This window comes from Pseudomonas sp. S3_G06 (genome assembly GCF_054667565.1).
The window spans coordinates 763,674-782,814 of sequence record NZ_CP162738.1 but is presented as its reverse complement, the minus strand read 5'-3'; the positions used below and the strand labels follow the sequence as shown (position 1 = coordinate 782,814).

Sequence of the window (19,141 nt, the reverse complement as noted above, 5' to 3'; positions counted from 1 at the left end):
CAGGCAGCGCGCCGGCGATCAATTGATCTGGAAGGGATAAACCGCGCCCAGTTTAAGGATTTGCGTCAGTTCATCCAGTGCCGTCCGGCATTCAAGCAGCAACTGCGGGTCCGCCAGATCGGTTTCGCTCAGGCGGTCGCGGTAGTGCTTTTCGACCCATGCGGTCAACGAACCGTATAACGGGGCCGTCATGATAACCCCTGGGTTGACCGCCGCCAGTTCGGTTTCATTCAGCGCCACGCGCAGACGCAGACACGCCGGGCCACCGCCGTTCTGCATGCTTTGCTTGAGATCGAAGACCTTCACTTCGCGGATCAGCCCGCCGGAACTGGTCAGGCTTTGCAGATAAGCCCAGACGCGTTCGTTCGCCTGGCATTCCTGCGGCACGATCAGCAGCATCGAGCCATCGGCACGCGAGAGCAACTGGCTGTTGAACAGGTAGGAACGCACCGCGTCATCCACAGTGACCGCCGAACGCGGCACGCAAACAGACTGGAAGTTGCCGCCGACCTTGGCCAGTTTGCCTTGCAGCTCGGCAAGCATCTTGTCGGTCTCGAGGAAGGCATCCTCGTGATAGAGCAGCACTTCACCGTTGCCCACGGCGATCACGTCGTTGTGGAACACGCCCTGATCGATAACGTTGGGGTTCTGCTGCGCGTAGACCACGCCTTGGTCACGCAGACCGTGCAGACGTGCCACGGCTTGCGAGGCTTCGAGGGTCTGGCGTGCAGGGTATTTCTGCGGTGCCGGGAAGCGGTTGTCGAACGCACTGCGGCCGAACACGAAAAACTCGACGCCCGCTTCGCCGTACTCACGGCAGAAACGCGTGTGGTTGGCCGCGCCCTCGTCGCCGAACTGCGCCACTGCCGGCAATGCGGCGTGATGGGCGAAGTGCTGTTGATTGGCGAACATCGCGCCGAGCACGCGGCTGGTGGTCGGGTGTTCAATGCTGCGGTGATATTTGCAATTGAGGTTGGCGGCGGTGAAGTGCGCGCGGCCGTCAGCGGTGTCGGCACTCGGGCTGACCGTGGCGGCGTTGGCCACCCACATGCTCGACGCCGAGCAACTGGCGACCAGCAGCGGCATCGCTTCTTTGGCGGCGCGCTCGATCAGCTGCGCGTCAGTACCGCTGAAGCCCAGACGGCGCAGCGCCGCCACATCAGGACGTTCCTGCGGAGCCAGCACGCCTTGCTGAAAGCCCATGTCCATCAGCGCTTTCATTTTGGCCAGACCTTGCAGCGCCGCTTCCTTCGGATTCGAGGATTGCTGACTATTGCTCTGCGAGGCGACGTTGCCGTAGGACAGACCACCGTAGTTATGGGTCGGCCCCACTAGACCGTCAAAATTGACTTCATAGGATTTCATCAGCGAGGCTCCACGAGAATCTGTTGTTATAGGCTTCAGTAACTATTCTTTAAGACCGAGGCGCGGCCTTCGCGAGCAGGCTCGCTCCCACACTGGAATGCATTTCCCTGTGGGAGCGAGCCTGCTCGCGAATGGGCATCACGCCATTTTCACGCCGGGTGTCAGGGCAGCAGGCAGCACCAGGCTCGGGGTTTCCAGCGACGCCACTGGGTATGCGCAGTAGTCCGCTGCGTAGTAGGCGCTGGCGCGGTGGTTGCCCGAGGCGCCGACGCCGCCGAATGGCGCGCTGCTCGCGGCACCAGTCAGCTGTTTGTTCCAGTTGACGATGCCGGCGCGGCTTTCCAGCCAGAACTGCTGGTAACGCGCTTCGGAATCGGAGAGCAAACCGGCGGCCAGTCCATAAGCGGTGTTGTTGGCTTCAGTGATCGCCGCGCCGAAATCGGCATAGCGGATCACTTGCAGCAACGGCCCGAACAGTTCTTCGTCCGGTCGCTCGGCCACGGCCGTCACATCGACGATGCCCGGAGTCAGCAAAGCCGACTGCGCTTGTGGCTGAGTCATTTCCAGCAGCGCCACCGCGCCGTTGGCCAGCAGTTGTTCCTGCGCATCCATCAGCGCTTTGGCCGCGCCGAGGGAAATCACCGAGCCCATGAACGGTGCCGGTTGCTGATCGAAGGCACCGACTTCAATGGTCGAACTGACTTCAACCAGACGCTTGAGCAGGCTGTCGCCCCACGCGCCTTGCGGCACCAGCAGACGGCGGGCGCAGGTGCAGCGCTGGCCGGCGGAAATGAATGCCGACTGAATGATCGTGTACACCGCCGCGTCCAGATCAGCGACCTGATCGACCACCAGCGGGTTGTTGCCGCCCATCTCCAGCGCCAGAATCTTGTCCGGACGCCCGGCGAATTGCTGGTGCAGGTGATTGCCGGTGCGGCTCGAACCGGTGAAGAACAGACCGTCGATACCCGGGTTCGCCGCCAGAGCGATGCCGGTTTCCCGCGCGCCTTGCAGCAGGTTCAACACGCCTGCCGGCAGACCGGCTTCGATCCAGCACTTGACCGTCAGCTCGGCGACTTTCGGCGTCAGTTCGCTGGGCTTGAACAATACGCTGTTACCGGCCAGCAGCGCCGGGACGATATGACCGTTAGGCAGGTGGCCGGGGAAGTTGTAAGGACCAAACACCGCGACCACGCCGTGGGGCTTGTGGCGCAATACGGCGGTGGCGTCGCCCAGTGGGCCGCTCTTCTCGCCGGTGCGCTCGCGGTAGCTCTGCACCGAAATCGCGATCTTGTTGACCATGCTGGTGACTTCGGTCGCAGCTTCCCACAGCGGTTTGCCGGTTTCTTCGCCGATGGTGCGAGCCAGTTCGTCAGCGTGGTTTTTCAACGCAGCAGCAAAAGCTTCGAGGACGCTGATGCGCTCCTCAAGGGTGCGACGTGCCCACTGAGGAAATGCCTGGCGAGCAGCCTGAACCGCCGATTCGACCTGCGCGGCAGTGGCGCCCTCGCCCGCCCACAGCACTTGCTGGGTTACCGGGTTCAGCGATTGAAAGGCCTCGCCCTGACCGGCCAGCCACTCACCTGCGATGTATAGCGAATTCATTATTTCGACTCCCGTGCAGCGGACAACGCCACGGCGCGAACCTGATCGCCGGCGCTGAGTTGTAGACGTTTCGCGGTCTGCGGATCGACCACCAGGGTGCCCGCAGCCAGACGCGCTGGCGCAGCCGTGATGCGGCAATCCTCACGCTTGCGGTTATGGATGATGAACGGCGTGGCGTCATCGCCCGGCGTGCCGACGGCCAGCACCAGCGCTTCGCTGTCACGCACCGCGCGGATCTTGCTGGTTTCGCATTCGATGGCCGGGCCGGCGTCGAAGATGTCGACGTAACCCTGATAGCTGAAGCCTTCGCTCTTGAGCATGGCCAACGCCGGTTCGGTGTCCGGGTGCACCTGGCCGATGACGTTGCGCGCGTCCGGCGAGAGGAAGCAGGTGTACAGCGGGAATTTCGGCATCAGTTCGGCGATGAACGCCTTGTTGCCGACGCCGGTCAGGTAATCGGCCTGGCTGAATTCCATCTTGAAGAAATGGCGGCCGAGGCTTTCCCAGAACGGCGAGCGCCCGGCGTCATCGGACACGCCACGCATTTCGGCGATGATCTTGTTACCGAACAGCTCCGGGAACTCAGCGATGAACAGCATGCGCGCCTTGGACAGCATCCGGCCGTTGAGACCGTTGCGGTAATCGGCGTGCAGGAACAGCGAGCACAGCTCGGAATTGCCGGTCAGGTCGTTGGCCAGAAACAGCGTCGGGATTTCGCGGTAGATGTTCAGCTCTTGCGAAGCGCTGACCGTCAGACCGACGCGGAAGTTGTACCAGGGCTCGCGCAGACCAACCGCGCCGGCGATGGCGGAAATCCCCACCACGCGGCCGTCATCGTCTTCGAGCACGAACAGATAGTCGGCATCGCCACGCCCGGCTTCGCCGCGAAAGGTCTTCTCAGCCCAGCCGACCCGGTGGGTCAGGCGCTCTTCGTTGGCCGGCAAGGTAGTCAGGCCGGTGCCGGTGCTGCGGGCCAGGTCGATCAGCGCGGATAAATCGCTGCTGCGTACGGGACGAACAATCATGCTATCTCCTCAAACGGGCCGCTCGCGCCACCCGTGAAACTCGCTAAGGCGTTAAACCGCCACCAGGCGCACGCTGGCACCTTCACCGACGCCCAGGGCTTCGGCTGCTTCCATATCCAGCGTCACTGGTTTGCCCGGCGCGTAATCCAGCTCCAGCAACACCGCGCGGTAATCCTGCAACTGCGCGTTGGCCACCAGGTACTGGCGTCCGGCGCCTTTGACCGGCTCGCCGATCTTCACCAGCACCACGCGGCTCTGGGCGATCGAACGGATCCCGGAAACCCGCGCATGCAGGGTCGGGCCGCCGTCGAAGATGTCGATGTAGTGATCAGTCTCGAAACCTTCGCGCATCAGGATGTCGAAAGTGATCTGCGCACGTGGGTGCACCTGGCCCATCGCCTCTTGGGCGGAATCCGGCAGCAGCGGTACGTAGATCGGGTAATGCGGCATCAGCTCGGCGAGGAAGGTGCGGCTTTTCAGCCCGCACAGGCGCTCGGCCTCGGCGTAGTTGAGGTCGAAGAAGTTACGCCCGATCGCATCCCAGAACGGCGAGTCGCCATTCTCGTCGCTGTAACCGACGATCTCGGTCACCACCGAGTCGGCAAAACGCTCCGGGTGGCTGGCGACGAACAGCAGACGGCCACGGGAATTGAGCTCGGCCCACGGCGATCCGACCAGCTCGCGCTGCACGTAGAAACTGGTCAGCAGGCTGTTGCCGGTCAGGTCGTGGCACTGCGAGAGCACGTGGATCTTGTTGTGGATCTTCAGCTCGCGGGAGGCGTGGACGAAAGTCTCGTTGCGGAAGCTGTAGAACGGCTCCGAATAACCGGCCGAAGCGACGATGGCCGAGCAGCCGACCAGTTTGCCGGTAGTGGAATCTTCAAGAACGAAGAAGTAGCTCTCTTCACCGTTGAAGCTCACTTCGGCGGCAAACGAAGCTTCGCTCGCGGCGATCTTGTCGCTCAGACGTTCCACGTCATCCGGCAAGGAAGTGACACCAATCGGGCTGTCCGCAGCCAGACGCTGTACCTCGCCCAGATCAGCCATTTGCGCGGGGCGCATCACCAGCATGGTGTCACTCCTTTCTCTTCAATATTCACAGAAAAAACCGGGCCCACATAAAGATCGATGCAGGAATGGGACTTGTGGCGAGGGGATTTATCCCCGCTGGGGGGCGAAGCCCCCCCAAAAATCTGGGGCCGCTGCGCAGCCCATCGGGGATAAATCCCCTCACCACAGGTTCAATCCAACAGGTGTATGTGCCCGGTATCAAAAATTGGTTCGACGCCGGAAAAACTCCAGGCGCCGAAAGGTCCATCAGGCTTGCGTCAACTTCGCTGCGGCACGTTCGAAGCGGTCGAGACCGGCGTCGATATCGGCGTCTTCCACCACCAGGCTCGGGGCGAAACGGATCACGTCCGGACCAGCCTGGAGAATCATCAGGCCTTCCTGTTCGGCGGCGTTGAAGATGTCCTTGGCCTTGCCTTTCCAGGCGTCACTCAGCACGCAACCGATCAGCAGACCGAGACCGCGTACCTGAGTAAACAGGCCGTATTTCTCGCCGATCTGTTGCAGGCGGGTCTTGAACTTGTCGTGCTTGGCGTTCACGCCGTTCAACACCTCAGGGGTGTTGACCACGTCGATCACCGCTTCGGCAACGGCGCAGGCCAGCGGGTTGCCGCCGTAAGTGGTGCCGTGGGTGCCGACGACCAGATGTTTGGCCAGCGCTTCGGTGGTCATCATTGCCGCGATCGGGAAACCACCGCCCAGGCTTTTGGCGCTGGTGAGGATGTCCGGGGTCACGCCGTAATGCTGGTAGGCGAACAGCTTGCCGCTGCGGCCCATGCCGGTCTGCACTTCGTCGAACACCAGCAGCGCGTTGTTCGCGTCGCACAGTTCGCGGGCGCCTTGCAGGTAAGCCAGCTCGGCCGGCAGTACGCCGCCCTCGCCCTGGATCGGCTCGAGCACCACCGCGCAGGTCTTCTCGGAAACCGCGGCTTTAAGCGCCGCCAGATCGTTGTAGGGAACGTGGGTGATGCCAGTGATTTTCGGGCCGAAACCGTCGGAGTACTTCGACTGGCCACCGACGTTGACGGTGAACAGGGTACGGCCGTGGAAGCTGTTCAGCGCGGCGATGATTTCGTATTTCTCGCTGCCGAAACGGTCGAATGCGACGCGACGGGCCAGCTTGAATGCGGCCTCGTTGGCTTCGGCGCCGGAGTTGCAGAAGAACACGCGCTCGGCAAACGTGGCGTCGATCAGCTTGTGCGCCAGACGCAGAGCCGGTTCGTTGGTGAACACGTTGGACACGTGCCACAGCTTGTTCGCCTGTTCGGTCAACGCACCGACCAGCGCCGGATGCGCGTGGCCCAGGACGTTGACGGCAATCCCGCCGGCGAAGTCGATCAGCTCGCGGCCGGCCTGATCCCAGACCCGGGAACCGGCGCCACGCACCGGAATGAAAGCGGCAGGCGCGTAGTTGGGAACCATTACCTGGTCGAAATCGGCGCGTTGTACCGCAGCGTGCTCAACGGACATCGGAGTCTCCTGAAGAGGAACACCCGCCTGGAACTGGCGAGCGATGAGGGGATTGTAAGGACAGTTGGGTGCCCGGCCTTGTCGCCAAGCGACAACTTCTTATAGCGCAAACCCCGGATTTTCCCGGGTTTACGGCAATGCGACATATAGCGTCGCAAAGGCGCAGTTTACCGGGCGCGGCCGATTTGCGGCAGGCCGCGCAGGATACCAAGTCAGCCCCCACGGCAGAGACATAAATATCTACCGCACGAGGTGCGCTGGCTGCTGATTTGCTGAGGGTTCTTCCCAACGCCAAGGAATGGCCATGCATTTGTCTGAAGCACCCCCATCGGCAATCCCGGATGACGCAACTGACGCGCACCATGCGGACGAGCATTATCAACCACTGAAAAACGCGATTCCGGCCTGGCTGGGCGACACCTCAGCCACTCGGCGAGAAGCACTGAAAAGCAGCCTCCCGCAACAGCCGGCCGCGCTCAAGAACGCGCCAGCCGAACAGCACGCGCTGATGAAAAGCCTTGGGGCGGCGCATATCACCGCGCAGAGCCGGGTCGATAAAAGCCTGGAGCACTTGCAGGACGCTGCGGCCTTCGCCGAGCCCCTGCTCAAGGCCGAGCTGAAAAGCTGCTTCGATCTGGAGCTGGATGTCAGAAACACCTACGTGCGCCTGTACATTCCCGCTACCACCCCGTGGTTTCCGATCCGCACCGGCGCCCGCGCCTGGTCCGTGTCACTGCTCGAAGCTGCGCTGCATAACTTCGAAGACAGGGAAACCGAAGACAACGCCTTCGAAGCCGAGTCGACATTCACCAGCGCCCCCTCGGCCACAGGACAGTTTGAAACCCTGCCCGAGATCAAGGCGAAACTGAGCATTTCCGCTTTCACAAAACTGTGCCGTCGACTGGATATCGGCGCGAAATACAAAGCCAGTCTGGAAGACAATCTGGGCTATTCCGATCCGATGGTCGCGTCGGTCTTGCGCGGCAAGATCGACGCCAGCCAGAAGGCCGCGATGAAGTCTGCCCTGCAATGGGCGCGGATGAACCGCGATGTCTCGGAAAACGCGTTACGCACGATCGAGGCCATGCTCGACGGCGTGAAAGGCCTGCATGTGCATGGCGCCCCGCTGCTGTGTCATGACATGACGATGCTTTGCGCACCGCTGACCGGCATCGTGGTATTCGCCCCGGACCTGTACATGACACGCAATGCAGCGCGCGTCGTCGCCTACGTCCCGGATGACCCCGAACATCCGTTCAAGGAGTACGCCTCGCCATTGGAAATGGTTGTGGAACTGACGCGCCAGTTGCGCTCCAGGGACTATCAGCAATTCTTCAGCCGCTTCGTCAACCACGACCAGCGCGGTTTCTTCTTCAGCACTCTCAACAGCCGGCTGAGTGAAATCCGCTGGCATCCGCACGAACCCGGCGACCCGCTGCCGGCGTGGCGCGAAGCCCCGGTGGAGCGGCCCGACCTGCAGACTGCGCTGACGCCGTTTTACGACGATGTCTGGCAACACCTGTACCAGGAAAAGCTGAACAAGATTTTCAATGACGCCCGAACCATTGCCGTACCGACTGCCCTGGTTGATCAAAGGGCGCGCTGGGCATTCTGGGATTCGCTGGTCAACATCCTCTCTTCCATCGCCCAGACCGCGGCGATGATCGTCGCGCCCTTCGTGCCGGTGCTCGGTGAAGCGATGATGGCGTACATGGCCTATCAGATGCTCGATGAAGTATTCGAAGGCATTGTCGAGTGGGCGCAGGGACGCACGACCGAAGCGGTCGAACACTTGATGGGCACCGTGGAATCGATGATCCAGTTGGGCATGTTCGCCGTCGGCGGTGCGATTGGCGCGGCCGAGTTTCGCAAGGTATTGCCCAAGGAAATCGTGGCGTTCATCGACCGCTTCAAACCGGTACAACTGGCCAATGGTGACACCCGCTATTGGCAACCGGATCTCGAACGCTACAAACATCCGCAGCGCCCGAGTGCTGATTCGCAACCCGATGCACTGGGTCTGCATACCCATGAAGACAAGCGCCTGTTGCCACTGGAGGATGCGCACTTTGCAGTCACCGAAAGCCAGGTGCCGGGGCAGTACCGCATCGAACATCCGAGTCGCCCTGACGCATACCAACCGGTGCTGCGCCACAACGGCGAAGGTGCCTGGCACACTGAACTCGAGCAACCGCTGGAGTGGGATGGCGCAACCGCGCTGCGCCGTATCGGCCCTGCGGTCGAGAGCTTGTCCGCGAGCGAGCGTGAAACCGTCCTGCAGATCAGCGGAACCAGCGAAGACGCGTTGCGCAAAATGCATGTCGAGCAGCAGAAGGTCCCGCCGCTGCTGGCCGACAGCATTCAGCGCTTCAAGCTTGATCAGCAGTTGCAACGTTTCATCGACCAGCTCGACAGCGATGACGCCGACGTTTTTCTGCGCGCCGACCCGACCATGCAGCTGCAGGTGCTCAGCGAATACGGTCGCTGGCCAAGCGACAAATGCCTGCGTCTGCTCGATCGCCAAGGCGAGCAACTGTGGCAATCGTCTGCCGACACAACCCTGCCCGTGACCGAACTGCGCCAGGGCGAACTGATCGGTGGCGACGTGCTCAAAACCCTGCTCCAAACCCTCGACGAGACGCAGATCAAAGCCTTGCTGGACGAGCCCTTCGCCGGACCGACGCCGTCCATCGAGGTCCGCAGCCAGAACCTGCGCAAGCAAGTGGCGGACCTCGCCAGACGCAACACAAGCGCGCTGTTCGAGTCGCGCTATCAAGCCCTTCAGCACCTCGACGACCCGCTGGCGGCACGACTCGAGACTCACCCTCCGCAATTGCCGGCCAGCATTACCCGCGAACTGCTCGATACCGCGACCGGCAGCGAACTGCTGCAGATCAGCGAAGGACAATTGCCGGCGCGCCAACAGGCGCTCATGCAGATGGCCAGTGACGAGGTGCGCGTTACCCGCTCGTATGAAGGCCTTGAGCTGGATTCGGTGAGCAACCCCGACTCTGATTCTCTGGCGCTGCACAGCCTCAAATTGTTGCCGGGCTGGAGTGGTGATGTGCGCATCGAAATCCGTGACGGGCGCTACGAGGGCACATTACTGGACACCATCGGCCGTGACGATGCGCCCGAATACAAGGTGCTGGTGCGCCGAGACGATGGTCAATATCAACCTTACGACGATCGCGGGCAGCAGCTGCATTCGTTCGCGGATTTCTATTCCAGCCTGTTGTACGCATTGCCCGACAGTGAGCGCCAGAGCCTGGACCTGCGCATCGGTCAGAGTCAGGCGCTGAAGGCGGCCATTCGCGAACGTACGCTTGAGCGCAACGAGTGGCGTCAGGTGATTGCCGATACGCCGTCCCAAGCGCCGGCAGTCGACACGCTGCGCCTGCTGGGAACCGATGGTTATCCCCAGCAGGCGCCGCGTCCGCCCCGCCCCGCTGGCCAACCGCACATCCTCGAAGAAGACATACGGGTGCTCTATCCACGGATGTCGAACCATGAGATGCGCTTTCTCGCCGAAAGCATGCGCAGCAGTCCCGCAGGCCCGCGCGCAGAAATGCTTCGCTTGCAAAATGACTACTTGCAATTGCAGAACGAGCTGCATGTCTGGGCCAACAATCCGCCCGCCTTGCATCCCGAAACCGGCACAGCGCTGACGCCGCTGGAGAAGCGCGCCGAAATCCAGAATCGCAGGCTGCTCAGGGAGCAATTGCTCAAAGGCTGGAGGCGGGAGCTCGTCACGAGCCTCGATCGGCAGGGTCTTGCCGCCGGGTATGCCTTGGACCTTACACCTGCGGTGATGGGCGACTTGCCGGTGTTGTCGGCAGACTTCAGCCATATCACCTCGCTCGTCATCGATGGCAGCCCGATGACCACTTCCGTTGACAATTTTTTGCAGTCGTTCAGTCAGTTGCGGAGACTGGATGCGCGCAACCTCAACCTGCCGAGCCTGCCGCAAGCACTGACTTCAATGCCCTCGCTGCGCGAACTGCGTTTACGCGATTGCCGAGTGAGCCTGACAACGGTCACAGAGTCGGTGCTGGCTTCCTTGCCACAACTTACCCTGCTCGATCTGCAAGGCAATGCGTTGGGCTTGCCGCCGGACCTGCACGCGATGCCCTCGTTGCGCTACGTCAATCTGTCGGATACCGGCATTCATACGGTGCCCGACGACCTGCTGGATCATCCGCGATTGATCTCGGCGCAATTCGATCGCAACCGCATCACGCGGATACCGGAAAAGTTCTTCAATCTGGCCAGCTCCCTCAGCGATGGTTACACCTTTGCAGACAACCCGTTGACCACGGCCTCTCGCGAACGGGTCAAAGTGTTTTACGAGCACACCGGCAAGCACTTCGGGGTCCGGCCTGTGCAGGAGGATCTGCAGCGCACCATCGCCTTGTTCCCTTCCCTTGATACCGAAGGCGCGACACGGGTTTTGTACCGATTGCCCGGGCCATTGGCCGAGTGCGGTGCACAGTTGTCACGCTGGGAAAATGAGCTCGGCGTACTGAATCTCGAACTCAACCAATGGATCAACCAGGCCGCCGTAACTGCCGCCGAATCGGGAGAACGTCTGCCGCTCGAGACGCAGACCCGCGAACTGGATGCCAGACGAGACTTTGCGCAACAGATCGAACAATTCTGGCGCAGCCCGCCCACGTACCCGCGCCTTGAAGAACTCAGGGCAACGGCGACGTTCAGTGGCGATATGCCGATACTCAGCACCGGTCTGGAGCGCGTTACCCGGTTGAACCTCGTTGGCAACGCCAATATCACCGCCGCCCTGCGCTTCGTGGAGTGCTTGCCCAACCTTGCCAAGCTGAAAATGAGCGGCTTCGAACTGGAACCGCTGGCGCTTGGCGAAGCAAAACTGCCTCGGCTGACCGATCTGGAGCTGAAGAATTGTGGCGTGGTCATGACCCCGGAAAACCAGGCTGCGCTGCTGTCACTCACCGCCCTGGATACGCTGGACCTGAGCAACAATCCGCTGGGAACGTTCCCCGACCTGAACCTGTTGCCGGAATTGTTCCATCTCGACCTGTCCAACTGCGGGTTGACCGTCGTTCCCGAAGGACTGAGCAGCCATCCGGGGTTACGAACCGCAGCCCTCTCGGGCAACCGCATCACGCAATTGCCGGAGGCGCTGTTCGACCTCCCCGCCGAGCGCAGTGACGGCATTGACCTTGCCGACAATCCGCTATCGGCAGCAACGCGCGATCAGGTCAAAAACTACTTCCGCATCCATCGAAACGACTTTGACGTCCTGGCGCCCGAGCAGGATGTCAGCCTCGCCCGGCAGCTGTTTCCCGGTTTGAACAAGCAGGAGGCCAGCGAGATGATCTACGACTTGCCCGGCAATCTGGGCGACAGCCGCAAACAGCTCCTTCGCTGGAAAGCGGAGCAGCAACAGATGCGCGATGACCTGACCCGCTGGGCCTCGGCAATTCCGTCCGCGCACCCGGTCACAGGCCAGGCCTTGAGCGTAAGCGAGCATCTGGCGCAACGATCCGCACGCTCGGACTTCAAGCAATTGCTGGAGGATTTCTGGAGCGAAAGATCGATGGGAAGCGGCAAGCGCAGCGCATTGTTTGCGGCAGACCTGAAGTTCCTCGGCGAAATGCCGCGCCTGAGTGTCAACTTCGATCACGTGACCAGCCTCAAGCTCACCGGCAACGTGACGACCGCGGGACTGGAGCCGTTCACTGCCTTGTTCCCGAATCTTCAGACACTGAAATTAAAAGCCTTCACGCTCTATGACATACCCGCATTCGTCGGCCGCCTGCAGTATCTCAAAGAGCTCAAACTGAATGACTGCGCGCTGACACTGACACCTGCCGGGCAGCAAGTACTCGGCACTCTGTCCGAGTTGCGGTTGCTCGATCTGAGCCACAACCCACTGTCAAACGCGCCCGATCTGACAACCCTGCCCAAGGTAACCAACTTTTTGCTTGGCCATACCGATCTGACCAGCGTGCCGAAGGGCATCGCCGAGCATCCGTTGCTGCGAGAGCTCTCGCTTGCCAACAACCAGATTACCGAGCTGCCGGACGCTATCTTCAGCCTGAAGCCCAATAGGGCCGACGGCATCTATCTGAACGACAACCCTCTGTCGATAAATGCCCGCGAGCGCGTCAAGTTCTACTACGCGGCACACGGGCGCAACTTCCGGATCAAGCCGCCATCGGCTGACATTGCCATGGCGCAGAGACTGTTCCCGCGACTTGGAGAAAACGCTGCGATCAACATGATCTATCGCCTGCCCGGGACATTACAGACCGGCACGGCGCAACTGATCAGGTGGGAGGGCGAAATCGCCCGCATGATTGGCGATCTCAACGCATGGCGTGAGCGTCTGCCAGTCAACAATCCATCGACAGAGCGGCCATGGACTGAGCAGGAAAAAGCCGCAGAACTCACCGAGAGACAAAAATTCAGCGAAAGCCTCGAACAACTATGGCGCGGCAGGCGCACCGACAATTCAGCATTACGGCTCAACACCTTCACTGCCAATGCGGCATTTACCGGTGAGTTACCGCAATTGGCCACCGACTTCAGTCACATCACCCATCTCAGTCTGCAGGGCAATCCGGCACTGAAGGTTTCCGACGGTTTTCTCACAAGCTTCAGCGGCATGCAGGGTCTGGAACTGCAGGATTTTTCTCTGGGCCGGATGCCGCAAGCGCTGCAAAGCCTGCCGTCGCTGGAAACGTTGATGCTGAGCAAGTGCCAGATCACACTGGATCCTGTCGGACAAGCGGTCTTGTCCACGCTGACCCGCTTGAAGTCCCTGGACTTGTATAGCAATCCGCTGCAGGTCACGCCGGATGTGTCGGCACTGCAGAACCTGACGTTCATCGATCTGACCAGCACCGGAATCGATAGCGTTCCTGCCGGCCTGGAACAGCTACCGCAGCTGGAAGTTGCATTGCTGAGCGACAACAACATCATCGAAGTGCCGACGGAGCTGACGCGTTATTCCGGTCGCGGCATTGAACTGGGCGCCAACCCGTTGTCGGTTGCTTCCAGAGAACGTGTCAAAGCCGCTTTCCAGACCAAGGCAGACAATTTCGGTGTCTGGGTCCAACAGGACGACATCGATCTGGCGCAAAGCCTTTACCCGTCGCTGTCCGGCTTCGATGCCAACGATCTGGTCTACAAGCTTGCGGGAACGCTGGTCGATGGACGTCTTGAGCTGATGCGCCGCAAAACCGATCTCACCAGCCTGCTCGACCGCCTGGATAGCTGGGCCAACGAGACTCCCAACGATACTGACACGCAGATGCCGCTTGCGACCGACGCGGCAGCCAGAGAAAAACTCAACCGCCAGCATTTCAGGGAAAACCTTGAAGACGATCTGCGCCGTGCCCCCTCGTACCTGACAGGTCCGGGAGTTAGCTGCGAGTTGTCGTTTACCGGCGAGCTGCCGCCGCTGACCGCGCGTTTTGACCATATCGATCAATTGAAACTGACCACCACGGCGTCCGCCCCGCCTCGGATCGATCGTCTGCTGGAGTTGTTTCCAAAGCTCAAAGGCATCGACATCCGCGACTACCCGCTGGGCGAGATTCCCACCCGGATATTCGCCATGGACCGGCTGCGCAGTCTGTATCTGCCTGGCTGTGAGATCACGCTGACTGCGCAGACCGCAGAAGCATTCGCAACGCTGAGGAACCTCAGTTCCGTGGACCTGAGCGATAATCCGCTCGACATGGCTCCGGATCTGAGTCATTTCCCGCAGATGACCGATGTGCGCCTGGGCAATTGCGCCTTGAACAAGGTGCCTGACGGTCTGCTCAAACTGCCTCGACTGATGTACGCGGACTTGTCCGGGAACGCGATTACCGAGTTGCCGGGCGAGTTTCCTTTACAGCCCGGCGAAGTGCTGACCGAATACGACTTCAGCGACAACCCGCTGACTGCCGAAAGTTTGCAGCGCCTGCAGCGGTATGAGGCGGCGTATCAATTGCGCCTGCTGGAGCAGCAGTCGAGCAACGACACCGCGTATCAGACGATTGAAGATTTCCATGACTTCTCCGGCGGCATGGAAACCGATTGAGGGTCGATCCGCGCTCAGCCACGCTCCGGCGGCACTGACGACAATTCGAACGGGCTGCTGCTGCGTCGCTGGTTGCGATCTTCGCGCGGCGTGGCCCCGAAGAAATTGCGATAGGCGCTGGAGAAGTGCGGCCCCGAGGAGAAGCCGCACGACAGGCCGATCTGGATGATCGACTTGCTGGTCTGCATCAACATTTGCCGGGCCTTGTTCAGGCGCAATTCCAGGTAGTACTGGCTCGGCACGCGGTTGAGGTATTGCTTGAAGATCCGTTCCAACTGCCGACGGGATACGCACACGTGCTGGGCGATTTCGTCGGTGGTCAGCGGCTCTTCGATGTTGGCTTCCATCAGCAACACCGCCTGGGTGAGCTTCGGATGGCTGGAGCCGAGGCGATTCTGCAACGGAATGCGCTGACGCTCACCACCCTCGCGGATGCGCTCGACCACCAGTTCTTCCGACACCGCACCGGCCAGCTCGGCGCCGTGATCACGGGCCAGCACCGCCAGCAACAGGTCGAGCACCGACATGCCACCGCAAGCGGTCAGGCGATCGCGATCCCAGTCGAACAGATGGCTGGTGGCGATGACTTTCGGGAAGCGCTCAGCGAAATCGTCCTGCCAGCGCCAGTGCACAGCGGCGCGATAACCGTCGAGCAAACCGAGCTGGGCCAACGGATAGACACCGGCCGACAGACCACCGATCACGCAACCGGCACGCACCAGTTGCTTGAGCGCACTGCTCAGCGCCGGCGCCAGGGTGGTCGGCGGCTCGTCGGCGAGCAGGAACAGTTTCTGGAAATTCTCGAGCTTGCCGGCCCAGGGTTCGCCGGGCAATTGCCAGGCCCCTTCGCTCTGCGGCTCGGCCTGCAAGAACGACAGTTCGTAAACCACGTCCGGGTGCACCCGCTGCGCAACACGCAAGGCCTCCTCCGCCAGCGCCAGCGTCAACGCTTTAGTGCTGGGCCAAATCAGGAAACCAATTCGATGGGCAGTCATGGGCGGGCAATCCGAAACGAACAACGGTGATGAAGGCATGGGCCAATGCTAGCCCGGAAATGAATACAAATCCTGAGTCCGACACAGATCCATGTAGGAGCTGCCGAAGGCTGCGATCTTTTGATTTTTGAAAAACAAGATCAAAAGATCGCAGCCTCGTTGCACTCGGCAGCTCCTACAGGGGATCTGAGCCAGCCAGAAGATCGCGAAGCATGACCTAATCTGGTGCACAACGGCAGCCCTGATTTATTTCAGGCTGCCCGACAGGAACTGCTGCAAACGCTCAGACTGCGGATTGACCAGCACTTCGCGCGGGTTGCCGCTTTCTTCGACGACGCCTTTGTGCAAGAACACCAACTGGTTCGACACTTCACGGGCGAAGCCCATTTCGTGGGTCACCACGACCATGGTGCGGCCTTCCTGCGCCAGCGCCTGCATGACTTTCAGAACGTCGCCGACCAGTTCCGGGTCGAGGGCCGAGGTCGGTTCGTCGAACAGCATCACTTCCGGTTCCATCGCCAGCGCCCGGGCAATCGCCACACGCTGCTGCTCGCCACCGGACATGTGCCCCGGGAACGCGTCTTTGCGATGGGCCACGCCAACCTTGTTCAGGTAGTACTCGGCTTTTTCCCGCGCTTCGTACTTGGGTACGCCAAGCACGTGCACCGGCGCTTCCATGATGTTTTCAATCGCGGTCATGTGCGACCACAGGTTGAAATGCTGGAACACCATCGACAGGCGCGAACGCATGCGTTGCAGCTGCTTCGGATCAGCGGCTTTCAGCGCGCCGTCCTTGTTCGCCACCAGCTTCAACTCTTCGTTGTTGAGCAGGATCTTGCCGGCGTGCGGCTGCTCGAGCAGGTTGATGCAGCGCAGGAAAGTACTTTTGCCGGAGCCACTGGAGCCGATGATGCTGATCACATCGCCGGCGGCGGCTTTCAGGGACACGCCCTTGAGCACTTCGTGACTGCCATAGCGTTTATGCAGGTCTTGGACTTCAAGTTTGTACATGCGGTCGGTTCTCACAAAAACAGTCAGTCAGTCGTTGAGCAAGCGCCCGTGACGCAGCGCTTCGCGCCCCGCCACCTTGGCCAGCCAGAAACCGGGTTGGGCATAGCGCAGCCGTTCAATGGCAAACAGCACCCCGGACGTACCAGCACATACCGTGCTGACCCGATCGGACACAGGGTCGATCACTTGAAAAATCTCATCGCCCGCCTCGACCCATTCGCCGGGCTTGCGGGAAAAACTCACCACACCGGGGTGCGGTGCGAACAACAATTCGGTGCCTTCGAACGGCATGCCTTCGCACGGTTCGAAGGGCGGGTCCGGCCACTCGCCGGTGATCAGGCCTTGCTCGGCAAGGAACGCCAGAATGCCTTCGGCATAAGCCTCGGCTTCGACGCGGCCAGTGTCGGCCTGCCCGCCCAGCTCGATGGTCGTCGCCAGACACGCCAGCGGAATCTGCGCATCGGGAAACTGCCGCGACAGGCGCAGCCATGGCAACGAGCAAGCTTCATCGAACGAGCTGCCGCCGGAATCTTCTGCGAGCAAACCAACCTTGACGTTCAGGTGCGCCGACAGCGAACGCCACTGCGGCCAGTGCTGCGGCAGCGCGTACATGTGCAGCGCGGCTTCGGCATCGCAGTGCAGATCCAGCACCACATCGGCGGTGCAGGCGTGGCTGAGCAGCACACGCTGCATGCCTTGCAACTGGCTGCTCGCTTCAGGCAAGCCGGCCAAGTGGTCGGCCATTGCCTGACGGATCAGGCGCACGTTGGCATGGGGATCATCGCCGAGCTTGTCGCCCAGTGCCGCCGCGACCGGCGCGCTGAGCTCGACGAAATCACGGTTGAAATTCTTGCCGCTGCCCGCCTCGAAACGGCCCTGGAAATTGCCTTGCAGCAATTGCCCGAGACCGATCGGATTGGCCACCGGCACCAGCTCGATCACGCCGTTGAGCAAGCCTTGGGCTTCGAGTTCGCCGAGGCGCTTTTTCAGCTCCCAGGCGGTGCGCATGCCCGGCAGTTCATCGGCGTGCAGGCTGGCCTGGATGTAGGCCTTGCGCTCGCCGCTGCCGAAACGGAAAACCGAAACCTTGCGCTCGCTGCCCAAGTGGCTCCACGGCAATACATGGTCGATGCGTTGCATATCAGTGCTTCCGTGGCGCGAGGTAGCTCAACCAGCGACGCTCGGCCAGTTTGAACAGTTTGACCAGAATGAAGGTCAGGCACAGGTAGAACACGCCGGCGGTGATGTACGCCTCGAACGGCAGGTAGAACTGCGCATTGACGGTACGTGCCGCGCCAGTGATGTCGATCAAGGTCACAATCGACGCCAGACTGGTGGTCTGCAGCATCATGATCACTTCGTTGCTGTACTGCGGCAGCGCGCGGCGCAGGGCCGACGGCAGCAGGATGCGCTTGTACAGTTTGAAGCGCGACATGCCCATGGCCTTGGCCGCTTCAATCTCACCGTTCGGCGTGGCTTTCAGGCTGCCGGCGATGATTTCCGCGGTGTAGGCGCTGGTGTTCACGGCAAAAGCCAGGCAGGCGCAGAACGTTGCGCTGGACAGCCACGGCCACAGGAAGCTTTCGCGTACCGCTTCGAACTGGGCCAGACCGTAGTAGATCAGGAACAACTGCACCAGCATCGGCGTGCCGCGAATCACGTAGGTGTAAAGCCATGCGGCGCCGTTGACGAACGGGTTTTTCGAGACGCGCATCAGCCCCAGCGGCAACGCCGCGAGAAAACCGAAGAACAGCGACAGCGCGAGCAATTTGAGGGTGGTCAGCAGGCCGCTGAAGTACAGCGGCAGTGCCTCCCAGATGACGTTGTAGTCGAAGATCATAGATCAGCCGCCCTTACGCCTACCGAGTAGCGCTTCTCAAGGTGACGCAATGCCAGCAACGAAACACTGGTGATCACCAGGTACATCGCCGCCACTGCGAGGAAGAAGGTGAAAGGCTCGCGCGTGGCATCCGCCGCCTGCTTGGCCTTGAACATCATGTCTTGCAGACCGACCACGGAAATCAGCGCGGTGGCCTTGGTCAGTACCAGCCAGTTGTTGGTGAAGCCGGGAATCGCCAGACGAATCATCTGCGGCACCATCACCCGGAAGAACACCTGAAAACTGCTCATGCCGTACGCCATGCCCGCTTCGGCCTGGCCCTTGGGGATCGCCATGAACGCGCCACGGAAGGTTTCCGAGAGGTACGCACCGAAGATGAAACCGAGGGTGCCGATACCGGCGGCCAGCGGGTTCAGGTCAATGTAGTCGTCATAGCCGAGCATCGGCGCGACGCGGTTGAGCAAGTCCTGACCGCCGTAGAAGATCAGCAGGATCAGCACCAGATCGGGAATGCCGCGGATCACCGTCGAATACAGGTCGCCCAGCCACGCCAGCCAGCGCACCGGCGACAGGCGCAACGCGACACCGATCAGCCCGAGAACGATGGCCAGAGCCATGGACGACAAGGCGAGCTGAAGCGTCAGCCATGCGCCATCGAGGATGACAGCCCCGTAGCCTTTCAACATGATTC

11 protein-coding genes are annotated in these 19,141 nt (G+C 61.1%); 1 reads left to right on the top strand and 10 read right to left on the bottom strand.

What is annotated here, in order from left to right:
* Window positions 1-18: 18 nt before the first annotated feature.
* The 5 genes from astB to AB4N47_RS03520 form a co-directional block, all read right to left on the bottom strand.
* On the bottom strand, window positions 19-1,365 hold the full coding sequence (gene astB, locus AB4N47_RS03540; RefSeq protein WP_460154417.1) for an N-succinylarginine dihydrolase: 1,347 nt from the start codon (window positions 1,363-1,365) through the stop codon (window positions 19-21).
* Between the two features lie 138 nt (window positions 1,366-1,503).
* Window positions 1,504-2,973 carry a succinylglutamate-semialdehyde dehydrogenase gene (gene astD, locus AB4N47_RS03535; RefSeq protein WP_281896115.1) on the bottom strand — a complete coding sequence of 490 codons (1,470 nt, stop codon included), beginning with the start codon at window positions 2,971-2,973 and terminating at the stop codon, window positions 1,504-1,506.
* Window positions 2,970-3,995: an arginine N-succinyltransferase gene (gene astA / locus AB4N47_RS03530; RefSeq protein WP_024014014.1), complete on the bottom strand. Its 1,026-nt coding sequence runs from the start codon at window positions 3,993-3,995 to the stop codon at window positions 2,970-2,972. Before astA ends, astD begins: the two co-directional genes overlap by 4 nt.
* A 51-nt stretch (window positions 3,996-4,046) precedes the next feature.
* Complete coding sequence (aruF, locus tag AB4N47_RS03525; protein ID WP_460154416.1) at window positions 4,047-5,066, bottom strand: arginine/ornithine succinyltransferase subunit alpha; 1,020 nt, start codon at window positions 5,064-5,066, stop codon at window positions 4,047-4,049.
* A 246-nt stretch (window positions 5,067-5,312) separates the two neighbouring features.
* On the bottom strand, window positions 5,313-6,533 hold the full coding sequence (locus tag AB4N47_RS03520; protein WP_122704218.1) for an aspartate aminotransferase family protein: 1,221 nt from the start codon (window positions 6,531-6,533) through the stop codon (window positions 5,313-5,315).
* Window positions 6,534-6,837: 304 nt separating this feature from the next.
* On the opposite strand from AB4N47_RS03520, the gene AB4N47_RS03515 reads away from it, so the two are divergent.
* The gene (locus AB4N47_RS03515) at window positions 6,838-14,604 is read left to right on the top strand and encodes a dermonecrotic toxin domain-containing protein (protein WP_341638986.1); all 7,767 of its coding nucleotides are present in this window, start codon (window positions 6,838-6,840) and stop codon (window positions 14,602-14,604) included.
* Window positions 14,605-14,618: 14 nt separating this feature from the next.
* On the opposite strand, the gene argR is transcribed toward AB4N47_RS03515, so the two are convergent.
* The 5 genes from argR to AB4N47_RS03490 all read right to left on the bottom strand — a co-directional run bounded on the left by argR (window position 14,619) and on the right by AB4N47_RS03490 (window position 19,136).
* On the bottom strand, window positions 14,619-15,599 hold the full coding sequence (gene argR, locus AB4N47_RS03510; protein ID WP_024014018.1) for a transcriptional regulator ArgR: 981 nt from the start codon (window positions 15,597-15,599) through the stop codon (window positions 14,619-14,621).
* Between the two features lie 246 nt (window positions 15,600-15,845).
* The gene (locus tag AB4N47_RS03505) at window positions 15,846-16,610 is read right to left on the bottom strand and encodes an ABC transporter ATP-binding protein (RefSeq protein WP_007912705.1); all 765 of its coding nucleotides are present in this window, start codon (window positions 16,608-16,610) and stop codon (window positions 15,846-15,848) included.
* A gap of 27 nt (window positions 16,611-16,637) precedes the next feature.
* Window positions 16,638-17,750, bottom strand: a complete 1,113-nt coding sequence (locus tag AB4N47_RS03500; protein ID WP_341638985.1) for a succinylglutamate desuccinylase/aspartoacylase family protein — start codon at window positions 17,748-17,750, stop codon at window positions 16,638-16,640.
* A gap of 1 nt (window position 17,751) precedes the next feature.
* Window positions 17,752-18,450 (bottom strand): ABC transporter permease, encoded by a 699-nt coding sequence (locus AB4N47_RS03495; protein WP_341638984.1) that lies wholly within the window; start codon window positions 18,448-18,450, stop codon window positions 17,752-17,754.
* Window positions 18,447-19,136 carry an ABC transporter permease gene (locus tag AB4N47_RS03490; protein WP_016773583.1) on the bottom strand — a complete coding sequence of 230 codons (690 nt, stop codon included), beginning with the start codon at window positions 19,134-19,136 and terminating at the stop codon, window positions 18,447-18,449. The genes AB4N47_RS03495 and AB4N47_RS03490 overlap by 4 nt, the downstream gene beginning before the upstream one ends.
* Window positions 19,137-19,141: the final 5 nt, after the last annotated feature.

What these genes read in the sequence shown, in the direction of transcription:
- astB (WP_460154417.1), bottom strand. Translation starts at nt 1,365, where the DNA reads ATGAAATCCTATGAAGTCAATTTTGACGGTCTAGTGGGGCCGACCCAT.
- astA (WP_024014014.1), bottom strand. Translation starts at nt 3,995, where the DNA reads ATGATTGTTCGTCCCGTACGCAGCAGCGATTTATCCGCGCTGATCGAC.
- aruF (WP_460154416.1), bottom strand. Translation starts at nt 5,066, where the DNA reads ATGCTGGTGATGCGCCCCGCGCAAATGGCTGATCTGGGCGAGGTACAG.
- AB4N47_RS03520 (WP_122704218.1), bottom strand. Translation starts at nt 6,533, where the DNA reads ATGTCCGTTGAGCACGCTGCGGTACAACGCGCCGATTTCGACCAGGTA.
- AB4N47_RS03515 (WP_341638986.1), top strand. Translation starts at nt 6,838, where the DNA reads ATGCATTTGTCTGAAGCACCCCCATCGGCAATCCCGGATGACGCAACT.
- argR (WP_024014018.1), bottom strand. Translation starts at nt 15,599, where the DNA reads ATGACTGCCCATCGAATTGGTTTCCTGATTTGGCCCAGCACTAAAGCG.
- AB4N47_RS03505 (WP_007912705.1), bottom strand. Translation starts at nt 16,610, where the DNA reads ATGTACAAACTTGAAGTCCAAGACCTGCATAAACGCTATGGCAGTCAC.
- AB4N47_RS03500 (WP_341638985.1), bottom strand. Translation starts at nt 17,750, where the DNA reads ATGCAACGCATCGACCATGTATTGCCGTGGAGCCACTTGGGCAGCGAG.
- AB4N47_RS03495 (WP_341638984.1), bottom strand. Translation starts at nt 18,450, where the DNA reads ATGATCTTCGACTACAACGTCATCTGGGAGGCACTGCCGCTGTACTTC.
- AB4N47_RS03490 (WP_016773583.1), bottom strand. Translation starts at nt 19,136, where the DNA reads ATGTTGAAAGGCTACGGGGCTGTCATCCTCGATGGCGCATGGCTGACG.